Source organism: Thioclava sp., assembly GCF_048263065.1.
GTDB lineage: Bacteria > Pseudomonadota > Alphaproteobacteria > Rhodobacterales > Rhodobacteraceae > Thioclava.
The window spans coordinates 312,221-334,571 of record NZ_JBLXEM010000002.1; the positions used below are offsets into that span (position 1 = coordinate 312,221).

Here is a 22,351-nt window from a genome sequence, read left to right on the forward strand (position 1 = left end):
TGTCTGTTGTCAAGTAAACGTGATCTCGTAGAATTTGGTTCACGTTTTTTTGCATGCAGCATTTTGTCACGCCCGGAGGCGCGATAAGACGCGGAAGGGTCAAAAATATGCGAGCCAAGGATATCACTACCGCACCCTCCTATCGTCCAACGGCGCGGGTTTTGCATTGGCTGATCGCGGCGCTGGTGTTGGCGACCATCCCCGCGGGTCAGATCATGACCATCAAAGGGCTGTCGCGCGACCTGCAAGACGGGCTGTTCTTGCTGCATAAGAATGGCGGCGTTGTGATTGGCGCCTTGATGGCGCTGCGGCTGGGCTATCGCCTGATCCATCCGCCGCCGCCGCTGCCTGCCTCGGTGCCGCCGCTTCAGGCCAAGATAGCGGGGCTGACGCATATCCTGCTATACGCGCTGATCTTTGTCATGGTTGGCTCGGGGTATGTGCGCGTGATCGCGGGGGGCTATCCGATTGAGGGGCTCGATGCGCTTGGGGTTCCCCATCTTGTGGGCCGCCATGAGGGGCTGGAAAAGGCCGCGCAGGCGACCCACGCATTCACCCGAATTGCCCTTGTCGCGCTGATTGCGCTTCATATCGGTGCGGCATTATATCACGCGTTTTGGCTGCGTGACGGGGTGATGGCGCGGATGTGGCCGCGCCATCGCGCGAAGTAGGCTGGGCAAATCGACCCGCCTAAGTCTCGTCCTCTGGCACGCTCCCCGCCGCAACCAATGCCGCAGCGATCCGGGCGCGCACCTCGGGGGGTTCGGTGCTGATCGCATCAAGTAGGGCTTGGCGATCGGCCCGTGCGCTGTGCAACTGATCCAGAACCGAGATCAGCACCGCCAGCCCATCAGGCCCCACATCATAAAGATCATCCAACTCGCACAGCAGATCCAGCCGCGCCAGATCGGCGCGATCAAATAGCGGGCCATCGGCACCTTGGGCGGGGGTGACGGCCTCGGCCTCGATATAGGCGCTCAGGCGAATTTCCGTGAGCCGGGTGATTTGCGAAATTGTCTCGGTTACGGTGAACACTTGCGTCATCTCGGCACTCCTTTCAGCATCGCTTCACGCGGGTCGTCGCTGTTGGTTTTTGCCCATTCCTCAATGCAGGCCGTCAGTTTGTCGTCGATGGTTTTGGGCAGCACGATGCGCAGCTCTACAAGCTGGTCGCCCGCTTTGCCCTTGCGTTCAACACCGCGCCCGCGCAGGCGTAAAACGCGGCCACTGCTCGATCCTTTCGGGATCGAAAGCGCCACATCGCCGTGGATCGTGGGCACCGTCACCTTGGCACCCAGAACCGCCTCGGCCAGCGTGATCGGCAGCGTCAGAAGGATGGTGTCATCGTCACGGCGAAACAGCGGGTGAGGCTGGACATGGATCTTGACCTGCGCATCGCCGCGCGGGCCACCGCCCAGACCCTCGCCGCCCTTACCGCGCAGACGCAGGGTTTGCCCGTCGCGCAATCCGGCGGGGATTTTCAGATCAATCTGGCCCTCGCCCGGCAGGGTGATATGGGCCGAGCCACCGCGCGCCGCATCCAGAAATGGCACTTCCAGCGTGTAGCCCAGATCGCGCCCGCGCGCCGAAAATCCGTGGGTTTGTTGACCGCCGCCGCCGCGTTGGCGAAACATCTCGGCAAAAATATCTTGCGGGTCCATGCCCTCGAAACCTGCGCTATCAAATCCGGCGCTGTCACGGCTTGAACGTTGGGCGTCCGCGTAGTCGCGATAATACTGCCGCTGCGGTTTTTCCTGCCCTGAGGCGTCGATCTCACCCGCATCAAAGCGCGCCCGTGTCTCGGGATCTTTGAGCAGGTCATAGGCGGCTGAGACTTTGACAAAGCGCGCCTCTGCGCCCGCATCATCGGGGTTTATATCGGGGTGACTGGTGCGCACCAGCTTGCGATAGGCTTTCTTGATCTCGGCCTGCGTGGCAGTTTTCTTGACGCCAAGCGTCTCATAGGGATCGGCGCTTGTGGCGGTGTCGGATGTGTTTTGTGCCATCAGTGGTTGCCCTCAAGCGCGCGGTGGCGCTGTCTGACAGGATGATGGGGATGAATAGGGCGCATGGGAGGGCTCCTTACTGAACGACGCCAAGGGGGCAGGCGATGCAAGCCCGTGCCTTGGCCTAAGCTGCGCAGACAATTTGGGATCGTCCCCACATGATGGGGACGCGCGCCGCGCTTCGACGCCAGTTTCACGCCTGTAAACACGCGCCGTCAAGCGCAGAAATGCACAGGTCTGTGGGGGGGGATGTTCGCGCGCGCGACCCTCACGCGGGGAAACGCGCACGGGTGCGGTTGGCGATGGCGACAAGGCTAAGCATCACGGGCACCTCGACCAGCACGCCGACCACGGTTGCGAGGGCCGCGCCCGAGTTCAGCCCGAACAGCCCGATGGCCACCGCCACCGCCAGCTCAAAGAAATTCGACGTGCCGATCAGTGCGCAGGGGGCGGCGACTTTATGAGGCAACTTCCATGCCCAAGCCCAAGCATAGCCAAGCGCGAAGATGCTATAGGACTGGATCACAATCGGCACCGCGATCAGCGCAATCAGCAGCGGTTGGGCAAGGATCACCGGACCCTGAAAGCCAAACAGCAGCACCACGGTGGCCAGCAACCCCAGCACCGAGATTGGCTTGATTTGCGCCGTGAAGGTATCAACGGCCGCTACACCGCCGCGCGCAAGCAGCGCCTGCCGCGTCAGCGCCCCCGCGATCAGCGGAATGACAATATACAGCACGACCGACAAAATCAGCGTCTGCCAAGGCACCGAAATATCGGTGACGCCGAGCAAAAATGCCACGATGGGCGCGAATGCCACCACCATGATCAAATCGTTCACTGATACCTGCACCAGCGTATAATTCGGATCGCCCTTGGTGAGTTGCGACCACACAAAGACCATCGCCGTGCAGGGCGCGGCCCCCAGCAAGATCAGCCCTGCGATATATTCTGGCGCACGATCTGGCGCGATCAGCCCCGCAAAGAGGTGATCAAAGAACAGCACCGCCAGCGCGGCCATGGTGAACGGCTTGATAAGCCAGTTGACCACCAGCGTGATGATCAGGCCTTTTGGGCGCTGCCCGACTGCTTTTAGCGAGGTGAAATCAATCGCGATCATCATCGGATAGACCATTGCCCAGATCAGCACCGCCACGACGAAGTTGACCGAGGCATATTCGAAACTCGCCAATGCGCCGAAGATACCGGGCAGCAGGTTGCCCAAGATCAGCCCCGCCAAGATGCACAGCGCGACCCAAAGGGTCAACCAACGTTCAAACAGGCTCATGTCGGTTCCTCGTCATTTGGTACGCAGCAGGCATCGCCATCTGGCGGGGTGAGCGCGCCGATAAAGCGGGCAAGCGGGTCAAGGGCTGCAGGGTTGAGCGCATAGCAGATGCGCGGGCCAGAGATTTCTCCGGTGATGACGCTTGCCGCTTTCAGGATGCGCAGATGCTCAGATACCGTCGATTGCGCCAGCCCGACAGCGCCCACAATATCACCGCCGATGCAGCCGGGCGTCGCCTGTAACAGCCGCAAAATGCGCAGGCGCATCGGATGGGCAAGCGCCTTGGCCAGGTCGGCGATTGTGTCGTCGTTTTCGTGCACCGGTTGTCCTTTGTTTCGCTTATCGTCGATAGGCGATAAATGCAGGATGCGCAATCACTTTTCGGTCCTGTTAAAACGCAAAACTGCAAGCGCGCCGCGTCACAAATCTTGCGCGCAGATCCAGTCAATGAAGGCGCGGACATCGGTTCGCCCGCCCAGATCGTCACGCTCGACTACGAAAAAGCTTTGCGCCATCGGAATTTCCAGCGCAAACGGCGCGACCAGACGACCCGCGTCCAGTGCCTCCTTTGCGAAACTCCCGCTGATGATCGCACAGCCATGCCCGCCGCCCAGAATTTGCAGCGCGATCAAAGACGAATCCGCTTTAATCCAATGCGCGGGGCGCGCACCCTCAAACCCGCATTGCTTTAGCATCCGGTCCCAATCGGTTTCCGACCCCACGATCTGCACGATATCGGCAGTGCTTAGCGCCTCGGCAGGGGGGCCGGTCAAACTTGGCGCATAGTCGGGGTGGCAGATGACAGTCGCGGGATCAATTTGAAGGCGATGGATATTGTGTTCGGGCCAGTTTCCCTCGCCGTAGCGGATATCAAGGTCAATGCTGGCATCGCTCATCCGGTCCGCCCAAACCGTCGTGGTCAGTTCAATCTCGACCTCGGGGTGCTGAAGGCGAAAGGCGCTTAGGCGCGGGGCTAGGATCAACGCCGCAAACGAAATCGACGAGCGCACGCGGATCGTCGATTTGCGCTTATCGCTGAACAGCCCGTCCGTGGCCGTTTGCATCTCAAGGAACGATTTGCGGATCGGTTGCGCGTAGGCCTGCCCGAGATCGGTCAACTCGACCCCCTTGGCGAGGCGTTTGAACAACTGGATATCCAGATGCTGCTCCAGCAGGCGGATTTGCTGGCTGACGGCTGCCGGGGTCAGATGCAGCTCATCTGCCGCCGAGCTGAACGAGCTGTGACGCGCTGCGGCCTCGAAGGCGCGGAGCCAAGTGACATGGGGCAATCTGCGCATGAAGCCTCGCCTTCTTTTCTGCCAAAGCCCTTGCCGATGCCCGGACCATGCGAGCTGCTCAAAAACATATGAGGTGTGAGCACTCAATACCGTTGTTTGCACTCTGGCTCACTTGCTGCCTCATTGGGAGGGCAAAGACAATATCGGGGCGCGGCGTGAAACCGGTTCAGGAATACGACTATGTTATCGTGGGCGCGGGTTCGGCGGGATGTGTGCTGGCAGATCGCCTGACGCGCAACGGGCGCTTCCGCGTTTTGCTGCTTGAGGCGGGGGGCAGTGATGCGCGTCTGTGGGTCAAGATTCCGGTGGGCTATGCGATCAACTTTGCCAACCCGGCGCTGAACTGGGGCTATCATACGGATGCCGACGCGGGCTTGGCCGGACGGTCGATCTATTGGCCGCGCGGGCGGGTGATCGGGGGCTGTAGCTCGATCAACGCGATGGCCTATATGCGCGGCCAGCCCGGTGATTTCGACGATTGGGCCAGGGCGGGGGCCGACGGCTGGCACTGGAACGCGGTGCGCACCACTTATGACGCGATGGAGACAGGTCCGCGCGATGCAGGGCAGGGTGGCCCGATTTGGGTGCAGGATTTATCCAATCAGATGCATCCGTTTTCGCGCCGGTTTTTGGCGGCGGCGGGGCAAGCGGGCTATGGAGTGGTGGATGACCTGAACGCTGAGGGTGCCGAGGGCTTGGGCTGTTATCGCAGCACTGTGCGCAAGGGTCGACGCTGGTCGGCGGCGGATGCGTTTTTGCGCCCCGCGATGCGGCGGCGCAATCTGCGGGTCGTGAGCCGCGCGCATGTTACCGGCTTGGATTTCATCGGCGCGAAGGTCTCGGGCCTAAGCTACACGCGCCAGGGCCAGACCCACCGCGTCAGTGCCCATAATGAGGTTATCCTGAGCGCGGGCGCGATCAACACGCCGCAACTGCTGCAACTGTCAGGGGTAGGGCCGGCGGCGCTGTTGCAATCGCACGGGATTACGCCGCGCCACGATCTGCCCCATGTCGGTCAGGGCTTGCAGGATCACCTTGCGATCACCCATCAGTTTCGCGCCAACACCGATACGCTCAACACCATTCTGGGGCGGCGAATGGGGCGTTTGCGCGCCGGGCTTCGCTATGGTCTGACGCGGCGCGGTCCGCTGGCGGTGCCGGTCAATCAGGTCGGGGGATTTGTGCGATCAAGCCCCGACGCCAGCGCGCCCGATATGCAGTTGTTTTGCAACCCCGCGTCTTACGAGATCACGCCAGCAGGCAAGGTCGTTCTCGATCGCGCGGCGGGCTATTTGCTATCGGGCCAAACCTGTCGGCCAACCAGTCGCGGGTCCGTGCAGATCCGCTCAGCCGATTACCGCGAACCGCCCGCGATCCAGCCCAATTCGCTTGCAACCGAGGCCGACCGCCAAGCGGCCCTGCGCGCCAGCCGTGCCATTCGCGCGCTGTCACAAACGCCCGAATTGCAGGCGGTCACCTTGGGGCCGAAATGTGCCGCACTTAACACGATGGACAACGCCGCCTTGCTAGATGATTTCCGCACCCGCGCCTCGACCGTCTATCACCCAAGCTGCACCTGCCGGATGGGGCAGACGGCGCAGGATTCCGTGCTGAATGCGCGGCTGCAAGTTCATGGCGTGGCCGGATTGCGGGTTGTGGATGCCTCGGCTTTTCCCAACATTACGTCAGGCAACACCAATGCCCCGACGATGATGCTGGCGATGCGCGCGGCCGACATGATCTTGCAGGACGCGGGCTGATTGAATTTTACACCACGAAAGGGCCGACATGCGCCTTGAAAAACTCGAAACCTTTGTCATCGCAAATCCGCCGCCGCGCCACGGCGGGCGCTATTTCATCTTTGTGCGCCTGACGACCGCGTGCGGGATTACCGGAGTGGGCGAGATTTACAACGCCACATTCGGGCCTGACGTGTGCTGCGCGATGGCGCGCGATATGTTTGCGCGCCACTTTGAGGGCGCAGACCCCGGCCAGTTGGAATTGCTGTTTCGCAAGGTTTATGGCGCGGGCTTTACGCAGCGTCCTGATGTCAGCGTGATGGGCACGTTCAGCGGGCTGGAAATGGCGTGTTGGGATATTCTGGGCAAAGCGGCGGACAAGCCGGTTCACGCGCTGCTGGGCGGGCGCGTGCATGACCGGCTGCGCAGCTATTCCTATGTCTATCCTGCCAGCGGTGATGTCTATCCCGACCCCGAAACGCCCAATGTTTACAATGATGCGTCACTGGCGGCCGAGGTCGCGCTGGGCATGGTTGAACAGGGGTTCACGGCGTTGAAATTCGACCCCGCCGGACCGTTCACCATCTTTGACGGCCACCAGCCCCGGCGCGAGGATATCACCCGCTCGGTCGCGTTTTGCCGCGAGATCCGCGCCGCTTTTGGCGATCGCGCAGATCTGCTGTTTGGCACGCATGGGCAGTTCACCGTCTCGGGTGCGAAACGTCTGGCGCGCGCGCTTGAGCCCTTTGATCCGCTGTGGTTCGAAGAACCGGTGCCGCCCGACAGCCCCGCCGATATGGCGCAAGTGGCAGCGTTTACCTCAATCCCCATCGCGGCAGGCGAGCGGCTGTGCACCAAGTACGAGTTTGCCCGCCTGATCGAAACCGGCGCGGCCTCGATCTTGCAGATGAACCTGGGGCGGGTCGGTGGCCTGCTGGAGGCCAAGAAGATCGCCGGAATGGCGGAAACCCGTCAGGTCCAGATTGCGCCGCATCTGTATTGCGGCCCGATTGTGGCGGCGGCCAATATCCAGATCGCGGCCTGCTCGCCCAACTTTCTGATCCTTGAAAGCATCGGCACGTTTGATGGCCCCTATATGCAAGGCGTGAAGGGGGAAATCGAGTGGGAAGACGGCTATATCCTGCCCTCGACCAAGCCCGGTTTGGGAATCGAGATTGACGACGAAGCGGTCGCGAAAATGGCCTATCGCAGTGACGCATTGCATCTGGACATGGCCCAGAGCCATGTGACGCCGTAGGGGAAAACAGACATGATTACGATTGACAGATTTTACATCGACGGGGCGTGGGTTGTGCCCAATTCCACGGCGAAAATGGCGATCCGAACGCCCTCGACCAACGCCCAAATCGGCGAGCTGACGCTAGGCAACGCGGCTGATGTGGATCGTGCAGTTGCTGCGGCGAAAACCGCGTTTGAAACCTATTCCATGACGTCAAAGTCTGAGCGGCTGTCGCTGCTGCGCGCGCTTGCCAAGGTCACGCGTGCCCGCATCAACGACTTGGCCCACGCGATCACGGCGGAAATGGGCGCGCCCGCCACGATGGCGCGCGAGGTGCAGGCCGATGCCGGGATTGGCCACCTTGAGGGGTTCATCGCTGCACTTGAGGCGCTGGAGGAGGAAGAAACCCTGACCAATGGCGATATCCTCAGCCGAGAACCGATTGGCGTGTGTGGCTTGATCACGCCGTGGAACTGGCCGATCAACCAGATCGCGCTGAAGGTGGTGCCAGCGCTTGCGACGGGCGCGACCTGCGTTTTGAAGCCCTCGGAACACACGCCCCTCTCTGCGCAAATCTACGCCGAGATCGTGCATGAGGCGGGCTATCCGGCGGGCGTGTTCAACCTTGTGCAAGGCGATGGCCCGACGGTGGGGGCGGCACTTTCGCGTCACCCGGATGTGGCGATGATGTCCTTTACCGGATCGACCCGCGCAGGCAGTGCGGTGTCATGTGATGCCGCCCCCACGATCAAACGTGTGACACTGGAATTGGGGGGTAAATCGCCCAATCTGGTCTTTGCCGATTGCGACTTGGAAACTCGTGTGCGCGAGGGCGTCGCGGCCTGTTTTTACAACACCGGGCAGTCATGTGACGCACCCACGCGAATGCTGGTAGAGCGGCCCGCTTACGAGAGTGCGTTGGAAATCGCGCGCGTCGCCGCCGAGGCGCAGGCGGTGGGTGATCCTACAAATGAGGGCGATCACATCGGGCCGTTGTTTGATGCCATCCAATACGAGCGCGTGCAAGGCATGATCGCCAAGGGCATCGAGGGCGGCGCGCGGCTGCTGGCGGGCGGTTTGGGCCGTCCCGAGGGCTTGGCTGAAGCGCTACAAACCGGCTGGTTCGTGCGCCCGACGGTGTTTTGCGATGTCACGCCGGATATGGCGATCTGGCGCGAGGAAATCTTTGGCCCGGTGCTGGTGATCACGCCCTTTGATACCGAGGCCGAGGGCATCGCGATGGCCAATGACACGGATTATGGCCTTGCCGCCTATATCCAGACCGGCAGCGCCGAGCGCGCCACGCGGGTCGCGCGGCGTCTGCGCGCGGGCGGCATTCATATCAACGGGCGCGATGCAGATTACGGATCACCGTTTGGCGGGTTCAAGCAGTCGGGCAACGGGCGCGAAGGGGGGCGCTTGGGGCTGGAGGATTACCTTGAAATCAAGGTCCGCCCGCCTTTCACGACCTGAAGGTAACGCCTTTGTAAAATGGAATACGGCGCGAGGATATCGCGCCGTTTTTTGCTGTTTCACTAAGGACATAACTGATGGCCTCAGGCGCTAACTTGCCGCTCGGGAACCTCCGCACTCCCGTCAAACCCCTTGCCCGCCAGCACCCGATAGGTTGAGCGCAACGCGCCGCGATCCGTGTAGCAGCCGCGCAGGTGGCGACTGCCGCTTTCGGCGACATAACCCTCGCGGCCATGCACGATCCGGTGGTTGTCAAACACCACGCAATTCCCCGCCTCAGAGCGGAACCGCAGCAGGAACCGCTCTTGGCGCATCATGCGGATGAATTTGATGAACGCGGGGTAGTAGCTGTCCAGAAACTCTTGGGGCAGGTCGATAGTGTCTTGTAAATGCTGCGAAATCGTGACGCCTGTGACACTGCCCTCCGGATCAGTTTCGATCACGCGCTGATGGGCGCGGTAATCCCAGTTGTTGTGACGATAGAAAAACGGGATATCATGCGTGGCGAGCAGTTCGAACGCGTCGGGGTCTTCGCTGCGCAACGCCTCGGCCACTGCCGCGCCATCGAGAAACAGCGAAAACCCGCCCTCGACCGTGTTCTCAAGGCAGTGCAAAAACTGCACGCCGGGCGCGTTTTCCTCGCCGGGCAGGTCGGTGTGCATTTCCAGCGGACCAGCGGTAAAGGCAAGGTTGGTCGGCTCGACTTCAACGCGCACATCGAAAAACAGCCCTTCGGCAGATGGCGTGACCGAGCCAATGGAATTGACCAGTCGGGGCAGGGCTTCGCTCGTTTTATCCATGCCGGTCACAACGGCAATGCCGTCCTCAATCAGCGCGCGGGTCAGGCGCGCAAGGCCTGCCTCGGTCTCTAGCACGGCACTTTGGTCAACGCGCGCAATCGCGGGCAGGTGATTGCTATACCACAGCTTGCGCGGCAGCGCGGCAGGGTCGGGGGCGCGGCCATCGCGCGCGACTTGCGCCAACAGCGACATCGGCACGCGCGAGGCCTGCGCCTCATCGTGCCACGCGATCACCAGCATATCGCCATCGATCATCGCCGAACTGGCGCGCGGCGGTTTGGCCAGTTCCGAGGCGTCAAATACCCGCTCGCGCGTTTGCGGGTCGATGCAAGAGATGCAGGCATCGCGCAGCCAGTAATAGTTGAAATAAGCTTCACCATCGGGCAGGCCGATCATCATGCCATGCTCGCGCAGATTAAGGGGTATGTCCGTCATCGCAGTTCCATCCTTTTTCCAAAAAGACAGGTGGGTTAGGTGGCGTAGGGGTTGTTTTCAGCATCCAGAATGGCGCGCAGCTCGCCCAGATGCGCCTCGGCTTGGCCGGGGTAGTCATCAAGTTCCGTTGCGGTTTTCTCGGCGATCTCGGGGCTGAGAATGCGCAGCGGCTCGCCGGTTTGCAGCGCGCGGATATAGGTCTCCGCGGCACGTTCGAAATAAAACAGCCGGTTCCAGGTGTCGGCGACGCTTTTGCCGACCACGAGAACGCCGTGATTGCCCATGATCATCACCTTTTTGGCCGGGTCCGACAGCATCGCGGCGCAGCGCAGCCCTTCTTCCTCAAAGGCCAGTCCGCCAAAGGCGTCATCCACCACATAGCGGTTGTAAAACGTCGCCGTATTCTGGTCGATCGGGGGCAGGGTGCTATCGGCAAGACAGGCCAGAACGGTGGACCAGATCGAATGCGTATGCATCACGCAGCGCGCATGCGGGCAGGTCCGGTGGATCGCGGCATGCAGCCCCCACGCGGTCGGATCAGGCGCATTCGCGGCCTCTAGCGCGTCTGTATTGTCGGCATCCAGAAGCAGCAAATCCGACGCCTTGATGCGCGAAAAATGCATCTGGTTGGGGTTGATCAGGAACTCGGTGCCGGATGCGTTCACCGCAAGGCTGAAATGGTTCGCCACCGCCTCATGCATGTTCAGCCGTGCCGCCCAGCGAAAGGTTGCGGCCAGATCGGCGCGTTCGGTCCAATGGTTAAGGTTGGCGCGTGTGGGCGGGATTGAGGATGCGTCTACCATCGCGCCTACTCCCCGGCCATGGCGGGTTTGGTGGCGGGGGCTGCGCGCCCTGTCGGGATCACCTCATAGCCCGCTTCTTCGGGTTCGTCGTCAAACAGTTCCGACGGGAAACCGGGGGCGGTGATGTCGAGCCCCGTAGCCTCTTCGAGACGGCGGATGATGTTGGGCGACAGTTCGCGTTCGCCAAAGCGCGCGATGCCATCATTGAAAATCTCAACCATCAGCGGGCTGATTTCCAGCGGCACACCTGCCTGATCGGCGATCTTCTGGAACAGGCCGATATCCTTTTTCACAAGGTCCATCGTGAAAGACACATCGCGCGAGCCGTTCAGGATTAGCTGGCTTTCGGTCTCGTGCACAAAGGACGTGCCAGACGAAATTTTCATCGCCTCATAGGTCGTGTTCAAATCCACCCCGGCGGCTTTCATCGTCACCAACGCCTCACAGCATGTCAGCAGATTGGCGGTCGCCAGATAGTTCGTCATGACTTTCAAAACCGAGGCCGTGCCAATGTCGCCAGTATGCAGCACGCGCCGACCAAGCGTGGTCAGCGTGGGCAGCATCCGCTCAAACGTCGCGCGATCACAACCCGCAAAGATCGAGATATTGCCAGTATCGGCGCGATGGCAGCCGCCCGACACCGGACATTCCATCGCCGCACCACCACGGTCCTTGACGAGGGTCGCCAGCCGTTTGACCTCGGCTTCGTCGGTGGTGGACATCTCCATCCAGATCTTGCTGGAATCAACGGCGGGCAGCATTTCCTCGACCACCGCCGCCGAGGCCGCAGGCGAGGGCAGGCAGGTGATCACCGCATCGCAATCGCGCATCATCGCCAGCGGGGTGCTGCTGGATTTGGCACCAAGGGCGACAAACTTGGCAACAAGGCCCGCGTTGAGATCATGCACGCTGAGATCGAAACCGTTGCGCAGTAGGCTGCCCGCAAGTTTTCCGCCAACATTGCCAAGTCCGATAAAGCCGATTTTCATCTGAGGATGCGCCCTTTTGCCGTAGGTAAAATATTCTCGTAAGGCTGAGGCAGATCGCAGAGCCAGTAAAGCAATGGCATTTTACCCATTGGGGGCGGTTCCGTTGACAGGCGGGAGTTGCCGCGGATTGGGCGCGCGCAATCTGGCCCCGAAATCAGGGTTTTTTCGCAAGCTCGGGACTGAGAGCAGACAGAACAATCCCGCGTTTTTGCGCACTTGCGCGCACCGCCTCTTGCAGGGCTTTGCTGCGGTTGAGTAGGCGGCGAAAGCGCGTCTCATCCAGAACCAACAGCGTTGAGGGCGCAATTGCGCGCACCTCGGTGCGGCGCGTTTTGTTCATTAAGATCGCCATCTGGCCGAACATCTCGCCCCGACCCAGTCGCCATGTCTGGCCCGCAACCTCTAGTTCAACAGCGCCCGAGGCGATGAAAAACACGCTTTTGGCGGCACTGTCCTTGCGGATGATACTGTCGCCCGCATTGACGTGTCGCGTCCGAAGCGCGCGCGCCAACCGTTTCAACGCCACCGTGTCGAGATCTGCGAACAAGGAGAACTGTCGGACCAGCTCGACACGCTGCAAGGCGATATCAAGGGTCGGGCGTTGCTCGGCTTTGGCACGCCGCGTCGCAAGTTGCTGCATCAGGGCGGTGTAGACCTCGGCCCCGATCAGCTCATCCTCGCGCATGGCAGTGTATTCGCGTTCCTCAAGGCGCAGGGCGGTGCGGCGGATGAAACGGCGTTCGAGTTCCTCGGCATAGCCCGGATATTGCAGGCGTAACCCCTCCAGCGCAGTTTCCACCGCCTCGATGCGCCGCGACAGCAGCTCTTGCAGCAGGTCGGCTACGCGTCGACCGTGGATGCGCAAAATCCGGCCCCGAATGAATGAGCCGAGGTCGCGCAGGATTAAGCGCTGCGCCAAAAGATGTTCAAAGCGGTCTGCGGTCATGCGCGCCAGCGGGCTGGACAGGCCAAGCCGGCGATGCGCCAGATCCGCGCCGCGAAACGCCCGGCCATAGGCGACGCTTTTGCGCGCCGCGCGCTGGTATCCGCTGCGCCCGCCGCTGCGCGCGCCCTCAATCAGGCGATCCGCATCTGACAGGATTTGTTCGGCCATGCGCGAGGAGATCGTGCGCTCTTTCAGGCGGGCAAGGATGGTGTCGCGCTCGTGGCCAGCCAGCGCGATCAGCCCCAATGTGACGCGGTCGCGATCCAGAATATCGGCGCTGTCCTCGGCCCCCTTCACAGCCCCATCCAGTCGCTTGCCAAAGCGCTTGGCCTCGGAGCGCACGATATTGGGGCTGAGGTCATAATTTTCAGCAGTGCGCGCCACGTCTTCGCGCACGGTTTGTAGCGCCACGGCGACGACTTGGCGCGAGAGCGCCTCGTCAATCGGGGAGAGCCGGTTGAGGCCCAGCCAGCCGATCACCGAGCGTAGCGTGGTCCCCTGCACGATTAGTGTAAACAGCGTGAAGCCGGTGGCGAGGATGCCAACAAGACGCTTGGTTTCGGGCGGCACACGAAAGCTTTCGGTGACCGCAAGCGCCAGTGCCAGCGTCACCGCCCCGCGCAAGCCACCCCACAGTATCGCGACGCGATAGGGGCGTTCAATCGCGGGCGAGAGTTTGAGCAACGTCAAAAGCGGCAGCAGCGCGAATAGAATAACCGCCCGCGCCGCGATGGCGGCAAGAACCACCACACCGACCAGGACGAAATCCGACAGCCGCACCTCTTCTAGAAGCCGCGGGATCAGCAGAGCGGCGAGGATAAAGATCAACGCACCCGCCCAATGGGCCAGCACATCCCACAGCTCGCGCAGGTTCACCCAAGATTGGGGTGGTAAACGCCCCGGCGCGGTCAGGTTCAGCGTCAGACCCGCTGCGACGACCGCAATCACCCCCGAGGCCCCGATGCTTTGCTCGGCCCCGATATAGGCAAGATAGGGCAGCGCGACCGAGATCGAAAGCTGCGCCAACTCGAACCGGCCAAACAGCGCCATGAGCCAGACCGCAATCCGCGCCGCCAGCCATCCCGCAAATGCCCCGCCCGCGATCAAAACGGGAAAACGGGCCAGCGCATCGCTGAAACTGGGATCGGGCACGCCCAGCATCACAAAGCTCATGAACAGACCGAAAATCGCGATGGCGGCGGCATCATTCAACAGGCTTTCGCCCTCAATTATGCGCGCCAGCCTGCGCGGGGCTGAGATCGAGCGAAAGATCGACACCACGGCGGACGGATCGGTGGTGGATACGATGGCCCCGATCAGCAGACACGCCGCGAGCGGCAGCGCGCTGACCCATGACAGCGCGTAGCCCACGCTGACAGTCGCCACCACCACCGCCACGACCGCGAGCACCAGAATCGGCACCCAGTCATCCAGCATCCGGCGCAGGTTCATCCCCAGAGTGGCCTGAAACAGCAGCGTTGGCAGGAAGACGTACAAAAAGACGTTCGAGCGGATCGGAAGGCCGACGATTGCCTCGGCCACGGGGTTAAGCGCGTCGGTCAGATCCGTGCGCAGAAAAAAGATCGCGCCCATGCCGATCAGCACGCCCACCATGGCGAGGATCACGCTATAGGGCAGGCGTAAACGCGCCGCGAGCGGCTCGGCTGCGGCGATCACGACGAAGAGTGACGCGATAACGGTGATGACGACGACGATGTCCATAAGGGGGAAATAGCACAAAGACCGCGCTATGCATCGCCTAAGTTTGGATGTTTTGCCTTGGCGGGGCGCGCGTCAGGGCGCACGATCAATTGCTCAGGAAACTGGGTGCAAGAAAGGGGCCGAGATTGGCCCCTTTTTAGGCTGTGTGTGCTGCGGTGTGCTTAGCGTTCGACTTCGCCGCCAGCGGCGTGCCAATCGTAAAGGCCACCGATATTGTAGACCGTTTCATAGCCCATCTGCGCAAGCATCTGCGCCGCCCCGGCTGATCGCGCGCCCGAGGCGCAATAGAGTGCGACCGGCTTGGAAGTGTCTAGATCGGGGTGTTTTTCCGGGCTGGACGGGTCGCATTTCATTTTCAAGGTCGCTAGCGGGATATGCAGCGCGCCTTTGGCCTTACCCGAGCTTTTGACCTCCATGCCCTCGCGCACATCGATCACCACCAGTTCGCCCGATTTGGCTTGGGCTACGGCGGATTTCGGGTCGATCTTGCCGACTTGGTTGCCCGACGGGCGAAGGAAGTTGAACATCTCGATACCTCTTGTCATCTCTGGGGCCGCAGCCCGGTCCTGCCTGATGTGGCAGATCACGCCACGCATTCAAGGGGGTTTAAGGTGGCATCGGGAAAAAATACATTCAAAACTACGAATTTGTCGCGAAAGTGCCGGAAATTTGAGCGGGATTTGAACCGCTGCGGCGCGCGCAGGACGATCAAAGAGGCGAGAAAGAGCCAAAGTTCGCGCTTCGTTCGCGTTTTTCCATTGGAGACTCGCCCGCCAACCCCTATCTAGGAGCAGGAAACCCCGGGGGCTTGAATGGCTGAGCAGAAGTTCATCGAAGTGCGCGGCGCGCGCGAACACAACCTCAAGAATATCAATCTTGATATTCCGCGCGATCAGTTCGTGGTGATTACGGGGCTGTCGGGATCGGGAAAATCGAGCCTCGCGTTTGATACGATCTACGCCGAAGGGCAGCGTCGCTATGTCGAAAGCCTGTCGGCCTATGCGCGCCAATTCCTTGATATGATGGGCAAACCCGATGTCGATCATATCTCGGGCCTGTCGCCCGCGATTTCGATTGAACAAAAGACCACCAGCAAGAACCCGCGCTCGACCGTGGGCACGGTCACCGAGATTTACGACTATATGCGCCTGCTATTTGCGCGCGCAGGCACGCCCTATTCCCCCGCCACCGGCGAGCCGATTGAGGCCCAGCAGGTGCAGGACATGGTCGATATCATCATGGCGATGGAGGAGGGCACGCGCGGCTACCTGCTTGCGCCGATCGTGCGCGACCGCAAAGGCGAATATCGCAAGGAATTCATTGAATTACGCAAGCAGGGCTTTCAGCGCGTCAAGGTGAATGGCGCGTTTTACGAGCTGGAAGACCCGCCGACGCTGGACAAGAAATTCCGCCACAATATCGATGTGGTGGTGGATCGCGTCGTTGTGCGCGAGGGGATGGAGACGCGGCTGGCCGATAGCTTCCGCACCGCGCTTGATCTGGCCGATGGCATCGCGATTTTCGAAAGCGCCCCGCGTGAGGCCGAAGAGGGAACCGAGCCCGAGCGCGTGACCTTCTCGGAAAACTTCGCCTGTCCGGTGTCGGGCTTTACGATTCCTGAAATCGAGCCGCGGCTGTTCTCGTTCAACGCGCCGTTCGGGGCGTGTCCGGCCTGTGACGGGCTGGGGGTTGAGCTGTTCTTTGACGAACGCCTCGTGGTGCCCGATGTGACGCTGAGTGTGGCAGGCGGGGCATTGGCGCCTTGGGCGCGCTCAAAATCGCCTTACTACACGCAAACCATTGAATCCTTGTCCAAACATTACGGGTTCGATCGTAAGACGCCTTGGAAAGACCTGCCGGAAAAGGTGCAAAACCTGTTCCTGCACGGGTCCGGCGAGGACGAGATCAAGTTCCGCTTTGACGAGGGCGGGCGTGTCTATGAGGTGTCGCGCAGCTTTGAGGGCATCATCCCCAACATGCAGCGCCGCTACCGTGAAACCGATAGCGCGTGGTCGCGCGAAGAGATGGAGCGTTATCAGAACAATCGCCCCTGTCACACCTGCGGCGGCTACCGTCTGCGCCCCGAGGCGCTGGCGGTGAAAATTGGCGGCTTGCATGTCGGTCAGGTCGTGGAAATGTCGATCCGCGAGGCGCATGACTGGGCGGCCGGCGTGCCCGGCCAACTGTCCAAGCAAAAGAACGAAATCGCCGCCGCAATCCTTAAGGAAATTCGCGAACGTCTTGGATTCCTTGTAAATGTCGGTCTGGATTACCTCACGATGAGCCGCGCGGCGGGCACGCTTTCGGGCGGGGAAAGCCAGCGTATCCGCTTGGCAAGTCAGATCGGGTCGGGGCTGACCGGGGTGCTTTATGTGCTCGATGAACCCTCAATCGGGCTGCATCAGCGCGACAATGACCGCCTGTTGCAAACGCTGAAAAACCTGCGCGATCAAGGCAATACGGTGATCGTGGTCGAGCATGACGAAGACGCAATCCGCCATGCCGATTACGTCTTTGATATCGGTCCCGGCGCGGGGGTGCATGGCGGGCAGATCATCGCGCGCGGTACGCCCGATGAAATTGCCGCCGATCCGGCCTCGATCACGGGGCAATACCTGTCGGGCACGCGCGAGATTGCGGTGCCTTTGAGCCGGCGCAAAGGAAACAAGAAAAAGGTAACGGTTGTAGGGGCTTGCGGGAATAACCTCAAGGATCTTACGGTCGATTTTCCGCTTGGGAAATTTGTCTGCGTGACGGGTGTTTCGGGGGGCGGGAAATCGACGCTAACTATCGAGACGCTGTTCAAGACAGCTTCAATGCGGTTGAATGGTGCGCGCCAAACTCCTGCACCCTGCGACACCATCAAAGGGTTGGAGCATCTCGATAAGGTGATCGACATTGATCAGCGCGCCATCGGGCGGACTCCGCGTTCGAATCCAGCCACTTACACGGGGGCCTTCACCCCGATCCGCGACTGGTTTGCGGGCCTCCCTGAGGCCAAAGCGCGCGGTTACAAGCCGGGGCGGTTCAGCTTTAACGTCAAGGGTGGGCGCTGCGAGGCTTGTCAGGGCGATGGCGTGATCAAGATCGAGATGCACTTTTTGCCCGATGTTTACGTCGAATGTGAGACCTGCAAAGGCAAGCGTTACAATCGCGAGACTTTAGAAATTCTGTTTAAAGGCAAAAGCATAGCAGACGTTCTTGATATGACAGTCGAGGATGCGCAAGAGTTCTTCAAGGCCGTGCCCAGCATCCGCGAAAAGATGGATGCGCTGATGGAGGTGGGCCTTGGCTATATCAAGGTCGGCCAGCAGGCGACGACGCTGTCGGGCGGTGAGGCGCAGCGTGTGAAGCTGTCCAAAGAGCTGTCCAAACGCGCCACGGGGCGGACGTTGTATATCTTGGATGAGCCTACGACGGGGCTGCATTTCGAGGATGTGCGCAAGCTGCTCGAGGTGCTGCATTCGCTGGTCGAGCAGGGCAATACGGTGGTGGTGATCGAGCACAATCTCGATGTGATCAAGACCGCCGATTACATCATCGACATTGGCCCCGAAGGTGGCGATGGCGGCGGTGAGATCGTCGCGACCGGCACCCCCGAAGAGGTTGCGCAAAACCCGCGCAGCTATACCGGGCAGTATCTGGCGCCAATGTTGGGGGCGAAGGTGGCGGCGCAATAGCGCGCGCCACAACTGCTAGCGGGCATAGGTCGGCCCGACCACTTTCGTGACTTTTTTGCTTTTGCTATCAACGCGGTAAATCATGCCGCGCACGATATAGTAGCGCCAAGGCCCGGTCACCGGGGGCAGTTTGTAGCGGCGCAGATCCATCAGCATCGAGTGCTTATAGATGGGAAAAGTGTCTCCGACTTCGTAGTCAGCGCGCAGCTTGCCTTGCAACACCCAGCGCGACACGCCGTTCTCGGTGACCTTGCAGAAGGTGCTTCCAGAGGTGAGCGTCTTGCACTCGGGTTCATCTGGCTTGGTTTGCGCGCTTTCGGGGGCAGGGCGTTTGCCCGCGCGCATGACCTCGGGCGTGCTGGATTGCGCGCAAGCCGCATGCGTCAGCGCGATCAGAGCCAAGGTGGTCAGGGGCAGGGCAAGCACGACGTGTTTCATGCCACTGTGTTAGCCAGCCCCGCCAAGTCGGTCAAGAACGCCAGTCATCGCCGCGGCGCAAGAAAAACCCGCCAAAAGCGCTGCGGCCTTTGACGGGTTTGGGTTTAGATCGCCGTAACAATCAGCGCTTGCAGGTTTTGATCCCGAAGATCGAATATAGCGCGCAAGTGCCCAGCAAACCAGTGACCAGCGGAATGATTCCAATCAGGAACAGCCAGCGATAGGACGCTGCCGGAAACAGGAAGAAGCACAGGATAAGCGCGAGACCCACCACGATGCGCACGATGCGGTCAATACCGCCAACATTGTTTTTGAACATACTGAATCCCTTTCGGATTGATCGCTCCCTTACAACTTGCATATAGATATGCATACGCAGCCCGCAAGGATTACTTGCGGGCTGCGGCGTTTCCCCTCAGGGCGATAGCGTTATTTGCGCGAGCGTTTTTCAAACCGGGGCAGCATGGCCGAGAAATCGCGCCCCTTGCCGCCTTCTGCCTCGACAAACGCGGCATAAAGCGCAGCCGCAAGCTGGCCCATCGGCGTGTCGGCATCCGCGCTTTCGGCGGCTTGCTGGCTGAGTCGCAGATCCTTAAGCATCAACTCGGCGGCAAAACCCGGTTTGTAATCGTTATCTGCCGGGGTTTGCGGGCCCACACCGGGGGCGGGGCAATAGGTGTTCATGCTCCAGCTTTGCCCCGACGAGGTGGACACCACGTCAAACATTTTCGCCCGGTCCAGCCCCAGCTTGTCAGCCAGCGCAAAGGCCTCGCAGGTGGCGATCATCGTCACGCCAAGGATCATGTTGTTGCAGATCTTGGCCGATTGGCCTGCACCCGCTGCGCCGCAATGCACGGCCTTTTGGCCCATGATGTCAAACAGCGGCTTGACCGTGGCGAATGCCGCATCATCGCCCCCGACCATGAAGGTCAGAGTGCCGTTAGTGGCCCCGCCCGTGCCGCCGGAAACCGGTGCATCCAGCGCACCGAGGCCGCGCTTGGCGGCCATCTCGGCCACTGCGCGCGCGCTGTCAACATCGACGGTAGAGCAGTCGCAGAACACAGCGCCTGCTTGCATCGCCGGGATCACCTCGGCGGCCACATCGCGCAGGATCGCGCCATTGGGCAGCATGGTGATGACGACGTCGCCCTGTTTGGCGGCAGCAGCAGCACTGTCGGCGCGCGTCACGCCCTCGGGCATCGGAGCGCTGAGATCGAACCCCACGACCTCATGGCCCGCGGCCAGCAGATTGGTGGCCATCGGCCCACCCATATTACCGAGTCCGATAAATGCAATTTTCATGGTTTCTCCTCCCAGATGGCCCAATTGGGGCCCAGCGGTTCAAGCATGGCTGCCACATCTTCGGGCGGCAGCGATGCCAATGTGTGTTTCCAGTGCGGGTCGCGATCCTTGTCGATGATCTGTGCGCGCACCCCTTCGAGAAAATCCCCCATCTCGGCGGCGCGCCAGGTAAAGCGGAACTCGTGTTCCAGAGCGGCGCGGATCGTAGGGTTGGCGCGCGTCATGCGCACCAGCCGCAAGGTGGCCGCCATCGACAGCGGCGAGTTGCGATAGAGCGTTTTCAACGTGCGCGTCGCGAAATCCGAGCCTGCCGTTTCCAGTTTGGCAACAATCGCGGCCAGATCTTCGGCCCAGAAAATCCGGTCGATATCGGCGCGCAGATCAGCGAGCGTGCCGGGGGCAGGCGGAGTGCGCGCCATTGGCAGCGTGTCAATGTTGCCGGTCTTGATTAGGCGGTCCTTGGCGTCTTCCCACTCAGCTTCGGGCACGAACAGATCGGCAAAGCCCGCATAAAGCGCATCCGCCGCGACCATCCGCGTTCCCGTCAGCCCCAGATACTCGCCCACATGACCGGGGGCGCGTGCCAGCAGCAACGTGCCGCCCACATCGGGGATCAGGCCGATCCCGCTTTCGGGCATTGAGACCTGCGTGCTCTCGCCCACAATCCGGTGGCTGGCGTGACCGCCCACGCCAACCCCGCCGCCCATCACAAAGCCCTGCATAAAGGCCACGATGGGCTTGGGATATTCCGCGATCTTGGCGTTCATGCGGTATTCATCGCGCCAGAAATCACGCCCCGGCGCATAATCGCCCTCGATGCCTGCGCGGTAAACGGCGGCAATATCGCCACCGGCGCAAAACGCGCGATCGCCGTGCGCGTCGATGATCACCAGATCGACCGACGCGTCATCGCGCCAGCTATCCAGCGCGGTTTCAATCGCCAGCGCCATATCGTGATCAAGCGCATTGAGCGCGCCTTCGCGGTTGAAGGTCAGCCGGCCTGCACGCCCCTCGATGCGCGCGATCATGGTTGCGTCGCTCATTGACCACGCTCCGCCAGCATCTGGCGCGAGACGATCAGGCGCATGATTTCATTGGTGCCCTCAAGGATCTGATGCACCCGCAGATCGCGCACGATCTTTTCGATCCCGTAATCGGCGAGATAGCCGTAACCGCCATGCAGTTGCAGGCATTGGTTGGCTACGTCAAAGGCGACATCGGTGACATACATCTTTGCCATGGCGCAGAATTTCGTCGCATCAGGTGTCTTGTGATCCAGCTTCCACGCGGCTTGACGCAGGAAGATGCGCGCCGATTGCAGTTTGACCTCCATCTCGGCCAAGCGGAATTGAAGCGCCTGAAATTGATCCAGCGATTTGCCAAAGGCTTTGCGCTCGCCCATGTAGTTCAGCGTCTGGCTTAGCGCGGCCTGCGCGCCCCCAAGGGCCGAGGCCGCGATATTCAGCCGCCCGCCATCCAGCCCCGCCATCGCATAGGTGAAACCGCGTCCTTCCTCGCCCAGCAGATTGACGGCGGGAATTTCGCAATCGTCGAACTGCACCTGCGCGGTGGGCTGTGCGCGCCAGCCCATCTTGTCCTCAAGCGCACCGAAACTGAGCCCCTTGGTGCCGTCCTCCACGATGACGGTGGAAATCCCCTTGGGGCCGGTCTCGCCGCTACGCACCATTGCGATGTAGACGTCAGAATAGCCCCCGCCCGAGATGAACGCCTTGGTGCCGTTCACCACCCAGCCTGCGTCTGTGCGTTTCGCGCTTGTGCGCAGGGCGGCGGCGTCTGATCCCGATCCCGGCTCGGTCAGGCAGTAGGAATAGATTTTCTCCATCGAGCACAGGTCGGGCAGCCAGCGCGCCTTGTTTTCCTCAGTGCCGAATTTGTCGATCATGCCGCCGCACATGTTGTGGATCGACAGGAACGAACCCACGGCCGGGCAGGCCATCGCGAGCGCCTCAAAGACCAGCGTCGCATCAAGGCGCGACAGCCCAGAGCCGCCGTATTCCTCACTGACATAGACTCCGCCCAATCCCAAAGCAGCCACTTTCGGCCATAGATCTTTGGGGATCGTGCCCTGAGATTCCCAATCGCGGGCATGTGGGGCGATCTCATCCTGACCAAAGCCGTAAGCCATATCGAAAATGGCCTGTTGCTCCTCGCTAAGTGCGAAATCCATGACA

The 22,351-nt window shown here is 61.1% G+C and carries 20 protein-coding genes; 5 read left to right on the plus strand and 15 right to left on the minus strand.

Annotation, left to right across the window (positions count from 1 at the left end; all coding sequences use genetic code 11):
* The first annotated feature begins 107 nt into the window (after window positions 1–107).
* Complete coding sequence (locus ACN0SD_RS04660; protein WP_417807056.1) at window positions 108–671, plus strand: cytochrome b; 564 nt, start codon at window positions 108–110, stop codon at window positions 669–671.
* A 19-nt stretch (window positions 672–690) separates the two neighbouring features.
* Here the strand turns inward: ACN0SD_RS04660 and ACN0SD_RS04665 are convergent, their stop codons facing one another.
* From ACN0SD_RS04665 to ACN0SD_RS04685, 5 genes are all read right to left on the minus strand, one after another.
* A complete protein-coding gene (locus ACN0SD_RS04665) occupies window positions 691–1,044 on the minus strand; it encodes a hypothetical protein (RefSeq protein WP_417807057.1) in 354 nt (117 codons plus the stop codon).
* Window positions 1,041–2,006, minus strand: coding sequence for a DnaJ C-terminal domain-containing protein (locus ACN0SD_RS04670; protein ID WP_417807058.1), 966 nt, complete (start codon window positions 2,004–2,006; stop codon window positions 1,041–1,043). The genes ACN0SD_RS04665 and ACN0SD_RS04670 overlap by 4 nt, the downstream gene beginning before the upstream one ends.
* 268 nt (window positions 2,007–2,274) lie before the next feature.
* Complete coding sequence (gene arsB / locus ACN0SD_RS04675) at window positions 2,275–3,294, minus strand: ACR3 family arsenite efflux transporter (protein WP_417807059.1); 1,020 nt, start codon at window positions 3,292–3,294, stop codon at window positions 2,275–2,277.
* Window positions 3,291–3,614, minus strand: coding sequence for an ArsR/SmtB family transcription factor (locus ACN0SD_RS04680; protein ID WP_417807060.1), 324 nt, complete (start codon window positions 3,612–3,614; stop codon window positions 3,291–3,293). Before ACN0SD_RS04680 ends, arsB begins: the two co-directional genes overlap by 4 nt.
* A gap of 99 nt (window positions 3,615–3,713) precedes the next feature.
* Complete coding sequence (locus ACN0SD_RS04685) at window positions 3,714–4,592, minus strand: LysR substrate-binding domain-containing protein (protein WP_417807061.1); 879 nt, start codon at window positions 4,590–4,592, stop codon at window positions 3,714–3,716.
* A gap of 155 nt (window positions 4,593–4,747) precedes the next feature.
* Between ACN0SD_RS04685 and ACN0SD_RS04690 the strand changes: the two genes are divergently transcribed.
* The 3 genes from ACN0SD_RS04690 to ACN0SD_RS04700 are packed head-to-tail and all read left to right on the plus strand — an operon-like array spanning window position 4,748 to window position 9,044.
* The gene (locus ACN0SD_RS04690; RefSeq protein WP_417807062.1) at window positions 4,748–6,352 is read left to right on the plus strand and encodes a GMC family oxidoreductase; all 1,605 of its coding nucleotides are present in this window, start codon (window positions 4,748–4,750) and stop codon (window positions 6,350–6,352) included.
* 28 nt (window positions 6,353–6,380) lie between these two features.
* Window positions 6,381–7,589: a mandelate racemase/muconate lactonizing enzyme family protein gene (locus ACN0SD_RS04695; protein ID WP_417807063.1), complete on the plus strand. Its 1,209-nt coding sequence runs from the start codon at window positions 6,381–6,383 to the stop codon at window positions 7,587–7,589.
* 12 nt (window positions 7,590–7,601) lie between these two features.
* A complete protein-coding gene (locus ACN0SD_RS04700; RefSeq protein WP_417807064.1) occupies window positions 7,602–9,044 on the plus strand; it encodes an aldehyde dehydrogenase family protein in 1,443 nt (480 codons plus the stop codon).
* Window positions 9,045–9,127: 83 nt separating this feature from the next.
* Here ACN0SD_RS04700 and ACN0SD_RS04705 read toward each other — a convergent pair whose 3' ends face one another.
* From ACN0SD_RS04705 to ACN0SD_RS04725, 5 genes are all read right to left on the minus strand, one after another.
* Window positions 9,128–10,279, minus strand: coding sequence for a TauD/TfdA family dioxygenase (locus ACN0SD_RS04705; RefSeq protein WP_417807065.1), 1,152 nt, complete (start codon window positions 10,277–10,279; stop codon window positions 9,128–9,130).
* 35 nt (window positions 10,280–10,314) lie between these two features.
* A complete protein-coding gene (locus tag ACN0SD_RS04710) occupies window positions 10,315–11,082 on the minus strand; it encodes a class II aldolase and adducin N-terminal domain-containing protein (RefSeq protein WP_417807066.1) in 768 nt (255 codons plus the stop codon).
* Window positions 11,083–11,087: 5 nt separating this feature from the next.
* Window positions 11,088–12,071, minus strand: coding sequence for an NAD(P)-dependent oxidoreductase (locus ACN0SD_RS04715; protein ID WP_417807067.1), 984 nt, complete (start codon window positions 12,069–12,071; stop codon window positions 11,088–11,090).
* Between the two features lie 154 nt (window positions 12,072–12,225).
* A complete protein-coding gene (locus ACN0SD_RS04720; RefSeq protein ID WP_417807193.1) occupies window positions 12,226–14,739 on the minus strand; it encodes a cation:proton antiporter in 2,514 nt (837 codons plus the stop codon).
* Window positions 14,740–14,900: 161 nt separating this feature from the next.
* Window positions 14,901–15,266 carry a rhodanese-like domain-containing protein gene (locus ACN0SD_RS04725; RefSeq protein WP_417807068.1) on the minus strand — a complete coding sequence of 122 codons (366 nt, stop codon included), beginning with the start codon at window positions 15,264–15,266 and terminating at the stop codon, window positions 14,901–14,903.
* A gap of 285 nt (window positions 15,267–15,551) precedes the next feature.
* Here ACN0SD_RS04725 and uvrA point away from each other — a divergent pair, with 285 nt between their 5' ends.
* Entirely contained in the window at window positions 15,552–18,419 is a 2,868-nt protein-coding gene (uvrA, locus tag ACN0SD_RS04730) for an excinuclease ABC subunit UvrA (protein WP_417807069.1), read from the plus strand.
* 15 nt (window positions 18,420–18,434) lie between these two features.
* On the opposite strand, the gene ACN0SD_RS04735 is transcribed toward uvrA, so the two are convergent.
* From ACN0SD_RS04735 to ACN0SD_RS04755, 5 genes are all read right to left on the minus strand, one after another.
* Window positions 18,435–18,857 carry a hypothetical protein gene (locus ACN0SD_RS04735; RefSeq protein WP_417807070.1) on the minus strand — a complete coding sequence of 141 codons (423 nt, stop codon included), beginning with the start codon at window positions 18,855–18,857 and terminating at the stop codon, window positions 18,435–18,437.
* A gap of 121 nt (window positions 18,858–18,978) precedes the next feature.
* The gene (locus ACN0SD_RS04740) at window positions 18,979–19,176 is read right to left on the minus strand and encodes a DUF2892 domain-containing protein (protein ID WP_417807071.1); all 198 of its coding nucleotides are present in this window, start codon (window positions 19,174–19,176) and stop codon (window positions 18,979–18,981) included.
* A 110-nt stretch (window positions 19,177–19,286) separates the two neighbouring features.
* Window positions 19,287–20,159, minus strand: a complete 873-nt coding sequence (gene mmsB, locus ACN0SD_RS04745) for a 3-hydroxyisobutyrate dehydrogenase (RefSeq protein ID WP_417807072.1) — start codon at window positions 20,157–20,159, stop codon at window positions 19,287–19,289.
* On the minus strand, window positions 20,156–21,202 hold the full coding sequence (locus ACN0SD_RS04750) for an enoyl-CoA hydratase/isomerase family protein (RefSeq protein WP_417807073.1): 1,047 nt from the start codon (window positions 21,200–21,202) through the stop codon (window positions 20,156–20,158). The genes mmsB and ACN0SD_RS04750 overlap by 4 nt, the downstream gene beginning before the upstream one ends.
* The gene (locus ACN0SD_RS04755) at window positions 21,199–22,347 is read right to left on the minus strand and encodes an acyl-CoA dehydrogenase family protein (protein WP_417807074.1); all 1,149 of its coding nucleotides are present in this window, start codon (window positions 22,345–22,347) and stop codon (window positions 21,199–21,201) included. Before ACN0SD_RS04755 ends, ACN0SD_RS04750 begins: the two co-directional genes overlap by 4 nt.
* Between the last annotated feature and the right edge of the window lie 4 nt (window positions 22,348–22,351).